11 protein-coding genes and 1 rRNA gene (1 of these 12 running past the window's edge) are annotated in these 16,493 nt (G+C 45.6%); all 12 read right to left on the minus strand.

Features of this window, described 5'->3' with window-relative positions; genetic code table 11:
* Positions 1–1,482 (minus strand): 16S ribosomal RNA (locus tag CO692_RS06410); it reaches 78 nt to the left of the window's first position.
* A gap of 660 nt (positions 1,483–2,142) precedes the next feature.
* A complete protein-coding gene (lysS, locus tag CO692_RS06415) occupies positions 2,143–3,636 on the minus strand; it encodes a lysine--tRNA ligase (protein WP_005230758.1) in 1,494 nt (497 codons plus the stop codon).
* Between the two features lie 96 nt (positions 3,637–3,732).
* Entirely contained in the window at positions 3,733–4,680 is a 948-nt protein-coding gene (dusB, locus tag CO692_RS06420) for a tRNA dihydrouridine synthase DusB (protein WP_242596074.1), read from the minus strand.
* A gap of 66 nt (positions 4,681–4,746) precedes the next feature.
* On the minus strand, positions 4,747–5,628 hold the full coding sequence (gene hslO, locus CO692_RS06425) for an Hsp33 family molecular chaperone HslO (protein WP_005230756.1): 882 nt from the start codon (positions 5,626–5,628) through the stop codon (positions 4,747–4,749).
* A 142-nt stretch (positions 5,629–5,770) separates the two neighbouring features.
* Positions 5,771–7,879 (minus strand): ATP-dependent zinc metalloprotease FtsH, encoded by a 2,109-nt coding sequence (gene ftsH / locus CO692_RS06430; RefSeq protein WP_096741852.1) that lies wholly within the window; start codon positions 7,877–7,879, stop codon positions 5,771–5,773.
* Positions 7,880–7,952: 73 nt separating this feature from the next.
* Complete coding sequence (gene hpt, locus CO692_RS06435) at positions 7,953–8,498, minus strand: hypoxanthine phosphoribosyltransferase (protein WP_005230750.1); 546 nt, start codon at positions 8,496–8,498, stop codon at positions 7,953–7,955.
* A gap of 19 nt (positions 8,499–8,517) precedes the next feature.
* A complete protein-coding gene (tilS, locus tag CO692_RS06440) occupies positions 8,518–9,918 on the minus strand; it encodes a tRNA lysidine(34) synthetase TilS (RefSeq protein WP_096741853.1) in 1,401 nt (466 codons plus the stop codon).
* Positions 9,919–10,018: 100 nt separating this feature from the next.
* Positions 10,019–10,462 (minus strand): S1 domain-containing RNA-binding protein, encoded by a 444-nt coding sequence (locus CO692_RS06445; RefSeq protein ID WP_005233352.1) that lies wholly within the window; start codon positions 10,460–10,462, stop codon positions 10,019–10,021.
* A 74-nt stretch (positions 10,463–10,536) separates the two neighbouring features.
* Positions 10,537–10,983, minus strand: a complete 447-nt coding sequence (locus tag CO692_RS06450) for an FtsB family cell division protein (protein WP_086291578.1) — start codon at positions 10,981–10,983, stop codon at positions 10,537–10,539.
* Positions 10,984–11,066: 83 nt separating this feature from the next.
* Positions 11,067–11,333: an RNA-binding S4 domain-containing protein gene (locus tag CO692_RS06455; protein ID WP_005230745.1), complete on the minus strand. Its 267-nt coding sequence runs from the start codon at positions 11,331–11,333 to the stop codon at positions 11,067–11,069.
* A complete protein-coding gene (locus tag CO692_RS06460) occupies positions 11,320–12,951 on the minus strand; it encodes a polysaccharide biosynthesis protein (RefSeq protein ID WP_096741854.1) in 1,632 nt (543 codons plus the stop codon). Before CO692_RS06460 ends, CO692_RS06455 begins: the two co-directional genes overlap by 14 nt.
* A 15-nt stretch (positions 12,952–12,966) precedes the next feature.
* On the minus strand, positions 12,967–16,485 hold the full coding sequence (gene mfd / locus CO692_RS06465; RefSeq protein WP_096741855.1) for a transcription-repair coupling factor: 3,519 nt from the start codon (positions 16,483–16,485) through the stop codon (positions 12,967–12,969).
* Between the last annotated feature and the right edge of the window lie 8 nt (positions 16,486–16,493).

Genomic DNA, 16,493 nt, shown 5'->3' on the forward strand with positions numbered 1-16,493 from the left:
CGGCTGGCTCCAAAAAGGTTACCTCACCGACTTCGGGTGTTACAAACTCTCGTGGTGTGACGGGCGGTGTGTACAAGGCCCGGGAACGTATTCACCGCGGCGTGCTGATCCGCGATTACTAGCGATTCCGGCTTCATGTAGGCGAGTTGCAGCCTACAATCCGAACTGAGAGAAGCTTTAAGAGATTAGCTTAGCCTCGCGACTTCGCAACTCGTTGTACTTCCCATTGTAGCACGTGTGTAGCCCAGGTCATAAGGGGCATGATGATTTGACGTCATCCCCACCTTCCTCCGGTTTGTCACCGGCAGTCTCGCTAGAGTGCCCAACTAAATGATGGCAACTAACAATAAGGGTTGCGCTCGTTGCGGGACTTAACCCAACATCTCACGACACGAGCTGACGACAACCATGCACCACCTGTCACTTTGCCCCCGAAGGGGAAGCTCTATCTCTAGAGTGGTCAAAGGATGTCAAGACCTGGTAAGGTTCTTCGCGTTGCTTCGAATTAAACCACATGCTCCACCGCTTGTGCGGGCCCCCGTCAATTCCTTTGAGTTTCAACCTTGCGGTCGTACTCCCCAGGCGGAGTGCTTAATGCGTTTGCTGCAGCACTGAAGGGCGGAAACCCTCCAACACTTAGCACTCATCGTTTACGGCGTGGACTACCAGGGTATCTAATCCTGTTCGCTCCCCACGCTTTCGAGCCTCAGCGTCAGTTACAGACCAGAGAGCCGCCTTCGCCACTGGTGTTCCTCCATATATCTACGCATTTCACCGCTACACATGGAATTCCACTCTCCTCTTCTGCACTCAAGTCTCCCAGTTTCCAATGACCCTCCCCGGTTGAGCCGGGGGCTTTCACATCAGACTTAAGAAACCGCCTGCGCTCGCTTTACGCCCAATAAATCCGGACAACGCTTGCCACCTACGTATTACCGCGGCTGCTGGCACGTAGTTAGCCGTGGCTTTCTGGTTAGATACCGTCAAGGGATGAACATTTTACTCTCATCCTTGTTCTTCTCTAACAACAGAGTTTTACGATCCGAAAACCTTCTTCACTCACGCGGCGTTGCTCGGTCAGACTTTCGTCCATTGCCGAAGATTCCCTACTGCTGCCTCCCGTAGGAGTCTGGGCCGTGTCTCAGTCCCAGTGTGGCCGATCACCCTCTCAGGTCGGCTATGCATCGTTGCCTTGGTGAGCCGTTACCTCACCAACTAGCTAATGCACCGCGGGTCCATCCATCAGTGACGCAAAAGCGCCTTTCAACTTTCTTCCATGCGGAAAATAGTGTTATACGGTATTAGCACCTGTTTCCAAGTGTTATCCCCTTCTGATGGGCAGGTTACCCACGTGTTACTCACCCGTTCGCCACTCTTTTTCTTTCGGTGGAGCAAGCTCCGGTGAAAGAAAAAGCGTTCGACTTGCATGTATTAGGCACGCCGCCAGCGTTCGTCCTGAGCCAGGATCAAACTCTCATAATGATTTGTTTGAATGACCATACGGTCATTAAGCTCATAAAAATTAACTTTGCTAGCTATTGCTTGCATGTATTTGTTTCAATAAATTGAAACGTCCTACACATTGGTTCGTTTGCTTGCTTTGTTCAGTTTTCAAAGGTCTACCGCGCTGTGTTAGCAACTTTTATATCATATCAGAGCGACATTTGATTGTCAACTCTTTTTTAAAAGTTTTTTTTGCTCGTTGTTTTTCAACTTCGTAGCAGCTGTCTCAGCGACTTTATTAGAATAACAAATGATTTGTTATTTGTCAACAACTTTTTTCAATTAATTTTGTTGATGTATCAACATCAATTAACTTTTTTAAAATTGCGACTTCGTTATAATATCATCTGTCGAGCTGTGCGTCAACTACTTTTTTCAATTCTTTTTAGGAATTCATTTAGTCATTTGGCACATGTAATAATATACCAACTAAATCCCTTGCGGTCAATCATTTTCTATGGCTTTTTTCAATTTTTACAAACCCGTCTAATCGCATTGGATCCAGCTTTTATCGTTCGCATTTAATCCGTTTTCTAGCATCTGCCCTAACGTATTTCCCTCTATTTCCTCGCTGTTTTTCTCCCTGATCCAGCAGACAAGAAAAAAGCCGCCCATCTCTTGCGAGTGGACGGAGTTTTTTTATCTCATTGTTGGGAATAATAAAACGTCACGAATCGATTGTGCATCGGTCAACAGCATCACTAAGCGATCGATCCCGATCCCTAATCCACCAGTTGGCGGCATACCGTATTCAAGTGCTTCTAAGAAATCCTCATCCACCCCATGGGCTTCATCATTTCCTGCTTCGCGCTCTTTTTCTTGCCCTTCAAAACGTTCTCTTTGATCGATTGGGTCATTCAATTCCGTGAAGGCATTCGCAAATTCACGACCAACGATAAATAATTCAAAGCGGTCGGTAAAGCGTTCATCTTCTGGATTCTTTTTCGCTAATGGCGAAACTTCCACTGGATGACCAAAGACAAAGGTTGGCTGCTGTAACGTTTCTTCAACAAATGTCTCAAAGAATTCATTGATGATATGGCCAACAGTCATGGCATCAGTGATTTCAACATGATGTTCTTTCGCTAAGCTGCGGGCTTCTTCAACGGACATTGGTTGCCAGAAATCCACACCTGTTTGATTTTTGATTGCATCGACCATATGGATTCGTGCAAAGTCGCTAGCTAGATCGACTTCTTGTCCGTCGTATTGGATCGTTGCTGTATGCAAGACTTTTTCAGCAGCATTACGGATAATGCCTTCGGTTAGATCCATCACATCTTTGAAATCTGTATATGCCGTATACGCTTCTAGCATTGTAAACTCAGGATTATGGGTCGTATCGATCCCTTCATTTCGGAAAACGCGGCCGATCTCATAGACTTTTTCCATGCCGCCCACGATCAATCGTTTTAAGTGAAGCTCAAGAGCGATCCGTAAATACAGATCCATGTCTAAGGCATTGTGGTGGGTAATGAAGGGACGAGCCGCTGCACCACCTGCTTGATTATGCAATACTGGCGTTTCGACTTCGATATACCCATGACCGTCAAGGTAACGACGAATTTCGCTGATGATTTGGCTTCGTTTCATGAAACGATCAAAGCTTTCTTTATTACTGATCAAATCCAAGTAACGTTGACGGTAGCGTTGTTCTACGTTCGTCAAGCCATGGTATTTGTCAGGCAATGGACGCAATGCTTTTGATAAGATCACGATTTCTTTGGCTTTGATGGTCACTTCACCGGTATCGGTCTTCATGATTTCACCAGATACGCCGAAGAAATCACCTAAGTCTGCGTGTTTGAATACTTCGTAAGGTTCATCCCCTACTTGGTCTTTACGTACATATATTTGAATACGGCCTTCGCGGTCTTGTAAATGCGCAAAACCAGCCTTACCTTTTCCACGTTTTGTAACGATTCTTCCTGCAATGCTTGCTGAAAGATTCATTTCGGCTAATTCTTCTTTGGTTCTTTGATCAAATAACTCATGTAACTCGGCAGAATTATGGGTGCGTTCGAATCGCTTGCCAAAAGGATCAATGCCTTCTTCCCGTAGTTTTTCCATCTTTTCACGGCGAACCAACATTTGATCATTCAATTCTTCTTGTGTTTGTCGTTCCTCTGTCACGAGTTTTCCTCCATTCTTAACTTGGGTTTCCTTCTTATAATGCCAATGATGACGCAAAAAATCAAGCCGAACTTTCGAATCGACTTGATTTGTTTCTTATTCCTTAAGAGTTGCTAGCGGCTGTTTTTCGATCTTTTCCACAAATGCATCTAATAAATCAAAAATCGTCTGCTTATCTTCCGCTTGGTTAATTGCCGCTTTGACTTTGGCTGCCCGCGAAATACCTTTTAAGTAGTACGCAGCATGTTGACGAAATTCTCGCGAAGCGATTTTTTCCCCTTTTAGATCAGCCAAACGTTCTAAATGAAGTTTCGCTGTCGAAATTTTTTCTCGCGGTGTTGGTTCTGGCAATAACTCGCCTGTCTCCAAGTATTGCTTGGTGCGGTGGATCATCCATGGATTGCCTAACGCTGCCCGTCCGATCATCACTGCATCTGCACCGACTTCTTCCAACATTCGCTTGGCATCTTCAGGGGTTTTGACATCACCGTTGCCCATAAAGGGAATCGTGATACTTTGCTTCACTTGTTTCAACACGTCCCAATCTGCCGATCCTTCATACATCTGTACACGGGTTCTGCCATGCATACCGATCGCTGCGGCACCCGCTGCCTCCGCGGCTTGGGCATTCTCAACCGCAAAGACGTGCTGCTCATCCCAACCGATCCGCATTTTGACGGTAACGGGCTTGTCGATCGCACTGGAAACAGCATGGACCATTTCATAAACCTTGTCGGGATCTAAAAGCCACTTCGCACCAGCTTCTGCTTTGATGATTTTGTTTACAGGACACCCCATATTGATATCAATGATATCGGCAGTTGTGTTCTCTGCGACAAATTGCGCTGCTTCTACTAAGGATGCTTTATTCCCACCAAAAATCTGAATACTAAGAGGATGCTCCGTCTCGTCAATAAACAGCATCTCAAGGGTCTTCTTATTACGCAGTTGAATCCCTCGATCACTGATCATCTCACAGACGACTAAACCCGCACCAAATTCTTTGACTGTCACACGAAACGCAGAATTGGTGATCCCTGCCATTGGCGCAACGACGACGCGGTTAGGAATCTCAACCGAGCCGATCTGCCATGTCTGTCTATCTTTCACTTACGCTTCCGCCTCTTTCTTCAACGCCGCCAGTTCCGTTTCATCAAAATGATACTTGTTGCCACAAAACGAGCAGACTGCCTCTGCCCCGTGGTCTTCATCGATCATCGCTTGGATCTCGTCAGCCCCTAAGGTGATGATCGCTGTCGCAAATTTTTCTTTCGTGCAATCACAATGGAACTGGACTGGCATTTTTTCTAGTACTTCGATTGTCGTGTCTGGCAACAATGTCGCTAAGATCTCTTCTGGTGATTGGCCTTCATCGATCAAGGTTGATACTCGAGGCAATTCTCCCAAACGTTTTTCGATGGCATCAATGATCTCTTCACTGGCACCAGGCATGATCTGTAGCATAAAGCCACCGGCTGCCCGTATCGAATCATCGGTTTCTACTAATACACTCAGACCAACAGCAGAAGGAATCTGTTCTGACACTGCTAAATAATAAGTAAAGTCTTCCCCAAGCTCCCCAGAGACGATCGGTGTTTGTCCAGAGAAGGGTTCTTTTAGCCCTAAGTCTTTGATCACGGTAAAGATCCCTTGGTCACCCACTGCGCCCCGAACGTCCAATTTTCCTTGAGGGTTCAACGGCAGACTGATCTGCGGATTTTTTATGTATCCTTTTACGTCCCCACGGCCATTGCTGTCTACGACGATTGCCCCAGCAGGACCATTTCCTTGAATTTTGACGGTCAATTTGTCTTCCCCTTTTAAGGTACTGCCTAATAACAAACTTCCCACCATCGCTCGCCCTAAAGCAGCGGATGCCGTATTCCATGTTTCATGGCGTCGTTGTGCTTCGGCGATCGTTTCTGTTGCCGATACTGCATATGCTCGGACGAAGCCGTCATATGCTAGTGCTTTTACTAAATAATCCTTCATCTTGATTCTCCTTTTTATTCATTAATGAATCATACTAGGAAGCGCCGCTTTTTTCAACTGAATGTGTTTGAATTTAAGGAAAGTCTTCTTAAATAGAAACAAAAAGGCACCGAGTTTCCTCGGTGCCTTGATACGTCTTGTTTTAGGCGTTATCATCTTTGTTTTCTTGATCAGTCGGTTGGCTTTCGCTATTGCGGCGAACGTCTTCCAATTGTTGATCAAAATCGTTTGATGGTGCATCTTCGCTGTGTTTTTCTGCAGCTTGCTTCTCTGCATCTTTTTCTTCCAGCGCACGTTTCGCTTCTTCAAACGTTTGAGCTTTTTCACTAGGATACTCAGAGTTTTCGGTTCCTTCAGGCATTTTGCCTTCTTCAAACAAGGATTTGATTGCTTTGGCATCTAATGTTTCATGTTCAAGCAGTTTTTCAGCGATCAATTTGTGCTGTGCACGGTGTTCTTCAATGATTTCATGGGCTTTTTGATGAGCATCCATTAAAATCTTGCGAACTTCTTGATCGATTTCAAAGGCAACTTGTTCAGAGTAAGCTTTTGTTTGACCATAATCACGACCAACAAAGACTTGATGGTTTCCTTCATATTGAACTGGACCTAACTTGTCACTCATTCCATATTCTGTCACCATGCTTCTTGCAAGCGCAGTTGCTTGTTCAAAGTCATTGGAAGCACCCGTTGATTGTACACCGAAGATGATTTCTTCAGCCGTACGACCACCAAGCAACCCAACGATTTGTTCAAACATATCTTCTTTGGTCATCAAGAATTGATCTTCTTTCGGCAAGGCGATCATGTAACCACCCGCACGTCCCCGAGGAATGATCGTTACTTTGTGTACCACACGGGCACGACTCAAGACTAACCCAACAATGGTATGTCCTGCTTCATGGTAAGCAACCATTTCACGTTCGCGTTTGTTGATGACCCGATCTTTCTTCGCTGGACCAGCGATCACGCGGTCTTCTGCTTCATCGATATCTGAAGCGTCGATTTTTTTCTTGTTACGACGAGCAGCAACTAATGCCGCTTCGTTCAAGACGTTTTCCAGATCCGCACCGGCAAACCCTGGTGTTTGTTGGGCAACGACTTTCAAATCAACATCATCTGATAAAGGTTTGTTGCGGGCATGGACACGGAGGATTGCTTCGCGGCCTTTCACGTCTGGACGACCAACTAAAATCTGACGGTCAAAACGTCCTGGACGTAGCAACGCTGGATCTAGAACATCCGAACGGTTCGTTGCGGCAATGACGATCACGCCTTCGTTTCCATCAAAACCATCCATTTCAACCAATAACTGGTTCAATGTTTGTTCCCGCTCATCATGTCCGCCACCCATACCGGCACCACGTTGGCGACCGACGGCATCGATTTCATCGATAAAGATGATGGCTGGTGCATTTTTCTTCGCTGTTTCAAATAAGTCACGCACCCGGCTTGCACCGACACCGACAAACATTTCAACGAAATCTGAACCAGAGATCGAGTAAAATGGTACGCCAGCTTCACCAGCAACGGCTTTGGCTAGTAACGTTTTCCCGGTTCCCGGAGGCCCCTCAAGTAAGACACCTGCTGGGATACGAGCGCCTAATTCAACGAAACGTCGAGGATCTTTCAAGAATTCCACGACTTCGACAAGCTCTTGTTTTTCTTCTTCTGCACCGGCTACGTCTGAAAAACGTACGCGGTTGGCTTTTTTGTCCGCTTCTTTGGCTTTTGATTTGCCAAAGTTCATCACACGGCCGCCACCGCCACCGCCGCCGCCTTGTTGGCTCATCATCATATAGAAGAAGAAAATGATGATCACAAGTGGTAAGAAGCTAACCAAAAGCGATAACCAAATACCACTGTTGGATTCTTCTTCGATGGTAGTTTTGACCCCTTGTGCTGAGGCCAGACTGGTGACTTCGCTCAGCGTAGAATCATTTGGTAAAATGATCGTTGAAAAGCGGGTCGAACTCGCCTGTGTATTGCCTAAAACAGACAAGCTGTTGTCATTGCTGACAGTTTGTTCTTCATTGTATTCACCCACGATTCGATACACACCGTTAGCGGGTTGGACAGTAAATTGTTTAACCTTCCCGTCTTTCAGTTGTTCTGTAAACGTGGAGTACTCGATCGTTGGGGTCTGCTGATTGCCATTTCCAAAGATGAAATAAACGACCATGACCATTGCCAACAAGACAAGTACATAATATAAGGTATTTTTTACCATACCGTTATTTTTCTTATTCATGCGTACCTCCCTGGCTATTTTGTTTTATCAATCCTGACCATTTAATTGTATCACAATTGATTTAGAACAGTCACTAATTTGACTGATAAACACTAGGTTTTAAGACGCCAACGTAAGGTAAGTTTCGATATTGCTCTGCATAGTCCAGTCCATATCCAACAACAAACTCATTTGGCACATCGAAGCCGACGTAATCAGCATCGATCTCAACAACACGGCCTTCCGGCTTATCTAATAACGTCACGATTTTCACTGATTTCGCTTTACGGTATTTGAATAGATCTACCAGATAAGCCAACGTGCGACCGCTGTCAATGATGTCTTCAACGATCAAAAGATCGCGGCCCTCAACATTTGTATCTAAATCTTTGATGATTTTGACTTCTCCAGATGAAATCATGGCATTGCCATAACTTGAGACATCCATGAAATCTAACTCCAAGTAACAATCCATCTCACGAACGATGTCTGCCATGAAAGGAACGGCACCTTTCAGTACACCTACGACTAGAGGATTTTTATCCGCATAAGCCGCCGTTAATTCTTGACCAAGTTCCACACAACGATTTTTGATTTCGTCACGGGAAATCAAAATTTTCTCAATATCTTTATCTAGCATAAAGTTCTCCTTCCAACTCTTACTTCTGATATTTATAAAGAAGTATGTAGTGTATTTTATCAGTTTCTGGCGCAATACTCAAATAGGAAAATGCATGAGGTAGTAAGGCAATCACTTGTTTATCAAGGTTTGTGACGACCCAACTTTTTTCTCGCTCTTCATTAGGAATTTTTGAATCGATAAAAAAACGACTGATCTTTTTGGTCAGGCCACGCGCCAAGCGGATTCGGTCTCCTGGCTGTCGCTTACGTACGATCAGCTCAGAGGAATAGTTTAGCGGTAAATCTTGGGAAAACTCTGACCAATTTGTGATTTTTTTGGGAATATGCTGTTCATTTATCGGAAAATACCCAATCCATTCCTTTTCAGAAAGATAGATCCCCTCCCCTAAAACCAGACGCTGACTGACTTCTGTCAACGGCGTTGCAGGCTGTTGGGAAACAGCTACGGGTTCCAATAATAATTGGTCATAACTGCGCCGCAACTGCCACTGTTTGTGCAATGCCAATTGCCATTGCCCTTTCTTTTCGTCTAGCAGACGCAATAACTGTGGCAGCTGTTTTTGATTGAGTGACTGCTTTGTAAAAGCTTCTGCTTGCTGCAAAAACCCAGCATAGAAAAAATAGCGCTGCGCCGGCGAAAACGTCGGTAGCTGTTGCAGATCGATCACTAAGCGAGCAGCTTGCTGTTGAACGAACGCAGACAACCATTGCTGCTGCTCTTGCTGGATCAACTGATTGGCGAACTGCATTTCTACAGAAAGCTGTTGAAAATGTGGCAGCAGTTGCGGATTTTCCGCTTTTAATGCCGGCACTACTTGCTGGCGTAGTCGGTTTCGCAAATACAACGGTTCGTGATTGCTTTCGTCTTCAAAGTAGGGAATCTGCTGTGCTTGCGCATAGTCGTAAATCGCTGCCTTACTGACACTAAGCAGCGGCCGCAACAGGATTCCAGCTTGAAAAGGCTGCTGCTGCTGCATCCCGCCAGCCGATTGCAAGCGGCCTTCTCGCATCATCTTCATCAGCATCGTTTCTACTTGGTCGTCACTGTGGTGGGCAGTCAGCAAAACATCATAGCCTTCTTGGGACATGACATCGGCAAAAAACGTATAGCGAAAGTCGCGAGCGCTAGCTTCTACGCCGGTTTCTGGCGGATTTTCCCAACACCGCTCATAAAAAGGAATGCCGCGTTCCTGGCAGTACTGCCGTAAAAAAGCCGCTTCCTCAGCAGATGCTGGACGCAATTGATGGTTCACATGTGCCACGCCAAAACATGGCTCTTTTTGCATTTCGGGAAACAACTGACAAAAGACCTGCAACAAGACCATCGAGTCGACGCCCGTCGATACCGCCAGCAAATAGCGGCGTTTTTTTTCCGGATCGATAGCAGCGATTTGCCCTCGAACGGTTTGAATGACCATCTTATGACCTCCTTTTCCTTCGGTAGACCCACAAGAAAGAAAGCTGAAACAAAACGAACCAACAGTTTTGTTCCAGCTTTTCCCAACTTGCTATTCATGTTTAGTTACGGCGTCCGCCGCGGCCACCGCGTTTTCCTTCTGTATTTCGACGTAATGATGAAAGACGATCATCACTATCTTTTAGAAAAGAACTCATCAATGAATCGAAGTCTTGTTTATTTACATTCGTAGTTTGATTGCGTGAAAAAGATTTTTTCGGATTTGGTCGATTGAATTCTTTTTTCGGGTATTCACGTTTTTCTTCCGGTTTATCTTCTGCTTTGCGGATCGATAGGCCGATTTTTCCATCGTTGCCGATTGCCGTAACAAGTACTGTCACTTCATCCCCAACAGACAACACGTCGTGAATGTCTTTGACGAATCCGTTTGATACTTCACTGATATGCACCAAACCAGTTTTCCCTTCACCAAGATCAATGAACGCACCAAAATTTGTAATACCAGACACTTTGCCCTTTAGTTTCGCTCCAACTTCGATTGACATATAAAAAATGTTCCTCCTAATTTTTACCCATTTAAAATAATTCAAACTACTGCGCTGAGTAGGTATGACATTGCTTAATCTTGTGACTCTGTGGATGATGACTCTTGCTCGCTTTGTGAAGAGCCTTCATTCGTGCTCTGAGAATCCGTTCCGTCCGGCAAGACCGGATAGATCTTTTCCCCATCTTTTGAATAGAAAAATCGGCTCCGGGCCAATTTCGCTACATATTCATCGTCTTTCAGTAAGGCAACATCCCGCTCCAACGAAGCCACTTTTTGTTCAGCTTCTTTTTGTTCAGCGACTGTTTCCGCCTTATATTCCTTTAGCTTTTGCAGGCGCATTTGATCGTTGAACATTTGAATGCCTACGATCGCAAATATCGCTAATGCCGCCACGAAAAACGCCACCAGCCGACGTCGGCGAAACACGACTTGCCGCCGCTCTTTTTCAAACTTGGCAAATTGCTCTTTCGCATAATCGGTCTGCAATAGTTCTATTTTTTTATTTGATTCTTTTGCCACCTGAACTCGCTCCCGTCGCTGTCTTTGTTTTTTACATTATACCAACATCCGCAAAGCTTGTCTAACTGAAAATGCCGTAAAAATCAAGCATTTTCTGAGATTCTTTCCTCTGAAACGATCTCATACATTTTTGCAGCGTCTTCTTTTTTCGTCGATTCATGCAATTCATTGACTTTTACTTCCAAGACCTTATTCCCGAATTGAATGCGCATAGTATCGCCTACTTTGACGTCACTGCTTGACTTGGCTAATTTGCCGTTGATCTGAATTCGTCCCTTGTCTGCCACTTCTTTGGCCACAGAGCGACGCTTGATGATGCGGGAGATTTTAAGAAATTTATCTAATCTCATGTTTTTCACCTCTTCTTAATAGTTTCTTTCCAAATGGGACTAACAGCCATTCGCGAATCGTTAACAATTTGATTTTGATCGCTGCCCCGATAAAGGCTGCGCCTCCCAGACCGACACCGCCTAGGCAAAAAAGCAGTGCCTGTAGTCGATGGGTCAAAGGACCTTTCAATAAGATCGCAACGAAGCTATAATATAAGAATAGCACGCTTGCCATGATCCCTAAACAAATAAATAGTTTTTTTCCATAATTTCCTTCATGCCAAAAGTGATTGATGCTGCTTTTTGCTCGACGCTGTTCGGAAACCACAAAACAGCATAAGGTCGCGCCTAACCCCAACAGCGTACTGACACTCGCTCCTGCAGTCCCATAAGAAGCAGTCAGCGGCCACATCGATAGACATTTGATCAAAAGACCGATCCCCGCAGCCAGCAAGCCGAAGGTATAGGTATTGCGACTTTGTTGAATGCTTTGATAGGCTTGGATCGTCGCCATCAGAGCGATGGAAAAGACAAACAATACCAGCGCCACATTGCCAGAACCGTCTTTGAATAAGGCAAAGTTAATATAAGGCAGCAAAATCGCTAAGCCCACGGCGGAAGCCGAAGCAATCCCGATCGTTAGGCGTAAATACATTTTTGCCGACTTTTCAAACAGCTGCTGATTTTTTACCGTCAAATACTTGGTCAACGTTGGCAAAAACGTCGAGCTTAACGCCATCGCCACCACAAGACCTAGTTGGACGAGGGGTTGTCCCCGATCATAGATCCCTTTCGAAATCCGGGCTGCTTGTGCCGTCAACCCACCTGCTTCCAGTGCATTGGTCAATAAAAACGAATCCGCTAACTGGAACAAGATCAAATAGCCGCTATAAATCGTTAACAGACCGCCTTCTAAGAAGAAGCGTTTCTTCAACGAGGCGGATAAAACAGCGGGGTTTTCTCCTGTACGGGTGACTGGTTTATGCCATAACGATAGGCGTTTACCGTTGATTTGTCGGCTATAATAACTTAAAATCCACCACGCCGCAAGCCCCCCGACTAAGGCACCCATCATGGCGACAGTCCCCGTTTGATAAATCGTCCAGCCCAATTGCTGGAAAGCTGCCGCAGCCCCTAAAATCACACCAACTCTAAGCAACTGCTCTACAACTTGGGAAACTGCTGTCGGCACCATTTGCAGATTTCCTTGAAACATTCCTCGATAAAAGGTCAAAGGTGGGACAAATAAGAAGGTAAAAGAAACGACTCGAATCAAGCCTGCCAGTTGGTGGTCCCCCATCACTTGCGCGATCGGACCGGCAAATAAAAAGGTCACCGCCCATAAACCGATCGCAGACCAAAGTACGAAAGGCGTCAACGCTTGCAGCCGTTCCTTGCTTTTCAAAGGATCGGGTTCTTCAGCGACGATGCGGGAGATAAACTGTGGCAAACCTGACAACGCCAACGTCATTGCCAATCCATAAATCGGATAGACTTGTTGATACACATAAAACCCTTCGTCCCCTACCAGATTCTGAAAAGGGACCCGATAAACGGCACTTAAGATTTTTGCGATAAAGGAAGCGATCGTTAAAATAAACGCCCCTTCCATCGTACGCTTCAATTGTGATTTCGGCATCCCTCTGGTTCCTTTCTAGCCTTGACTGGCGTATTTTTGTTCCCGTAATGCTTTGACAAAATCTTGGATTTCTAATAGCCAGGTGCTTTCCTTCATCACTGGCGGAATCTGTAATTTGATGGTCATTTGCTCATGATCGACACCCATCGTGGCTTTTAATTTAGTAGCTTTCAATGCTTCAAACAGCTGCTCCACCGAATAATTTTTCGTGCCGACTTTACTCAAAGTAAACGACACCGTCTGTTGCTGCTTACGGATAGTTTCTAACAAGGCACGATCGCCGTTCATCTTGATCTCGCCCACCGTTAAGAGGTGCGCCACTTCAACAGGGTATTCTCCAAAACGGTCTAACAGATCATCTTGAAGTTCATCGACTGCTTCTTGGGATTCCAACTCACGAATTCGTTTGTAGATCTCGATTTTTTGCCGTTCATCTTCAATATACGAAGTCGGCAAGTAGGCATCGATCCCCAGATCGATCTCAACGGTCGTTTTCTCTGTTTGGGTATTTTTCCCTTGCTTACGGGTAACTGCTTCCGACAGCATTTGCGAGTACATATCAAATCCGACTGCATCGATAAAGCCGTGCTGTTGCGCCCCCAATAGATTTCCCGCTCCACGAATCGAAAGATCGCGCATCGCGATTTTGAATCCTGAACCTAACTCCGTAAAGTCCTTAATGGCTTGTAGTCGTTTTTCACTGACTTCGTTCAACACTTTTTGCTGTTCATACATGAAATACGCATAGGCGACTCGATTGCTCCGACCGACACGGCCACGCAACTGATACAACGTCGAAAGCCCCATGTAATCGGCATTTTCTACAAACAACGTATTGGCATTGGGAATATCCACACCGGTTTCAATGATCGTCGTTGTCACCAACACATCGTATTGGCCTTCAATAAAGTCAAACAACGTATTTTCCAATTGGATCTCGGTCATTTGCCCGTGAGCATAAGCGATTCGTGCGTCTGGCACTAATGCCTGCAGTTCTTCGACTTTTCGCTCGATCGTATCGACACGATTATAGAGATAAAACACTTGGCCTCCCCGGGCCATCTCCCGTTGGATCGCTTCTCGCACCGCTCCTGGATTCATCTCCATCACATAGGTTTGGATCGGGTAACGATTTTCCGGTGGTGTTTCGATCACAGATAGGTCCCGCACCCCCAGCATCGACATATGCAACGTTCGTGGGATCGGCGTTGCCGTCAACGTCAACACATCGACTTGCGAACGCAGTTGTTTCAAGCGCTCTTTGTGTTTGACCCCAAACCGTTGTTCTTCATCGATCACCAACAAGCCCAAATCAGCAAACTCAACATCTTTTGACAATAATCGGTGGGTCCCCACCAAAATATCGACTTGCCCTTTGCGCACTTGCTCGATCGTTTCATTCTGCTGTTTTTTCGTCCGAAAACGACTCAGCACCCCAACATTGACGGGGAATCCTTCAAAACGATCGACCATCGTTTCATAGTGCTGCTGCGCCAAGATCGTTGTCGGCACTAAGAAAGCCACTTGTTTGCTTTCTTTGATCGCTTTAAAAGCAGCCCGCAGCGCCACTTCTGTTTTCCCAAAACCGACATCTCCGACTAACAAGCGGTCCATCGGTTTTTCTTTTTCCATATCCCGCTTGATCTCTGCCGTACTGCGCAGTTGATCATCGGTTTCCGAATACGGAAAAGCATCTTCAAATTCTTTTTGATAGGCATCGTCTGGTTGAAAGGCATAGCCTTTTTCCGATTCGCGTTTGGCATACAATAAAATCAAATCATCCGCGATGTCTTCAATTTTAGCCGTCACTTTGCGCTTGGTCTTCGCCCACTCACTGCCGCCTAATTTATTGATTTTCGGTGTTTTCGACTCGGAAGCCACATATTTCTGAATCAAATTCAATTGGGTGACTGGAATAAAGAGCTTGTCTTCGTTTTGGTACAAGATCGTCATGTAATCTTGGTGGACGCCATCGACTTCTAAGGTTTCCATGCCGATGTACTTCCCGATCCCATGATTCGCATGGACGACATAATCGCCGGCTTTTAACTCATTGTAGCTTTTGAGACGTTCCGCATTGGTGACATTTTGCCGGCGGGCTCTTTTTTTGTTCATCTTTTGGAAAATTTCTTTTTCCGTAACCACCACTAGCTTGTCTTGCGGCATTTCAAAGCCGCTTTGCAAACGTTCCACCACGATTTGGGTGCGTCCCGTAAACAGGCGGTCTTGTTGCGTCTGCACCGCATAGATATCATGATCTCGCAGATCTTGCTCTAACTTCTTAGCCCGTTCTTGGTCACTGACCAGAAAAATCACCGTTTGCTGTTGCTTCTCCCAGCGATCGATCTCAACTTTCAAGAGACCCATTTGGCTGAAAAACTGCTGCATCGGCCGGTATTGGAATTGATGGATCGCTTGGAAGCGAATGTTCCCCATTCCTTTTTGGAATAATGAAAAGAAGCTGGTCACAAAGGTTTCTTTTTGTAGTAGCTGATGGACATCGATCCCGAATTGCTGTTCAGAAAAGACCCGCAGTTCCGCTAATTTTTGGGTATGCCACTCCGCCTCTTCCCGTTCGATATCACGATTGGTCTCCATGATCCGAGCGTAATCATCGATCATCAAAAAGGCATCTTCAGAAAAATAATCTAAGACACTTGTTTGCTGACGATACAGCAAATCCGTGTAATAACGGGCACTTTCACCAGGAATCCCCGCTTGCCATTGAGAAGCCAACTGGCCAAAATAATCTTCTAAAAAGGCACGATCGGTTGCTTCTTTGGTGACTGCCAACCGCTTGTTCAATAATTCTTGCAGCTGCTTTTGCCCCGCCGCTAAATCTTCCGCTGAGAAAACCAATTCGGTAGTGGGTAAAATAGCCACTTGTTGCAGCGTTTCCACTGAGCGTTGCGTTTCCACGTTGAAAGAACGCATCGAGTCGATTTCTACATCAAACAACTCGATCCGTACGGGGTATTCGGCATTTAATGGGTATATATCGAGGATGCTTCCACGAATACTGAATTCGCCGGGTTTGCCAATCATTGACTGCCGTTCGTAACCCATCAAGATCAATTGTTGCGGCAAACGCTCTAAATCGATCTCATCGCCAATCTGCCATTGAAATTGGTTGGCTAACCAGGTTTTCTTTTCAGGCAAATACTTTCGCAAAGCCGCCACCGGCAACACATAGATCCCGGTTTTCCCTTGAGAAACAGCATTCAGCGCTGCCACTCGTTCTTCTCGTGCTTCTGGTGAAGAAAAAGCCATTTCGGCTGACAACACTTCATCCACTGGAAAAACATAGACATCTTCCGTCACATTACGCAGATCTTCGGCTAGTTGATTTGTATAATAGAGATTTGGTGTCACCACGATCACTTGCTTTTGAAATGCCTGATACACACCGGTGATCGCTAATGTTTTTGCCGATCCAGCTAGACCGGTCAGTAATTGCCGGGGGGCCTGTTCACGTAAACCTGCATGCCAAGCCGCCACTGTCGGCACTTTATTTATTAATTCAATTAAATCCATCTCGGCCC

Origin of the sequence: Enterococcus sp. FDAARGOS_375 (assembly GCF_002393265.1) — a bacterium.
Taxonomy (GTDB): domain Bacteria; phylum Bacillota; class Bacilli; order Lactobacillales; family Enterococcaceae; genus Enterococcus_D; species Enterococcus_D innesii.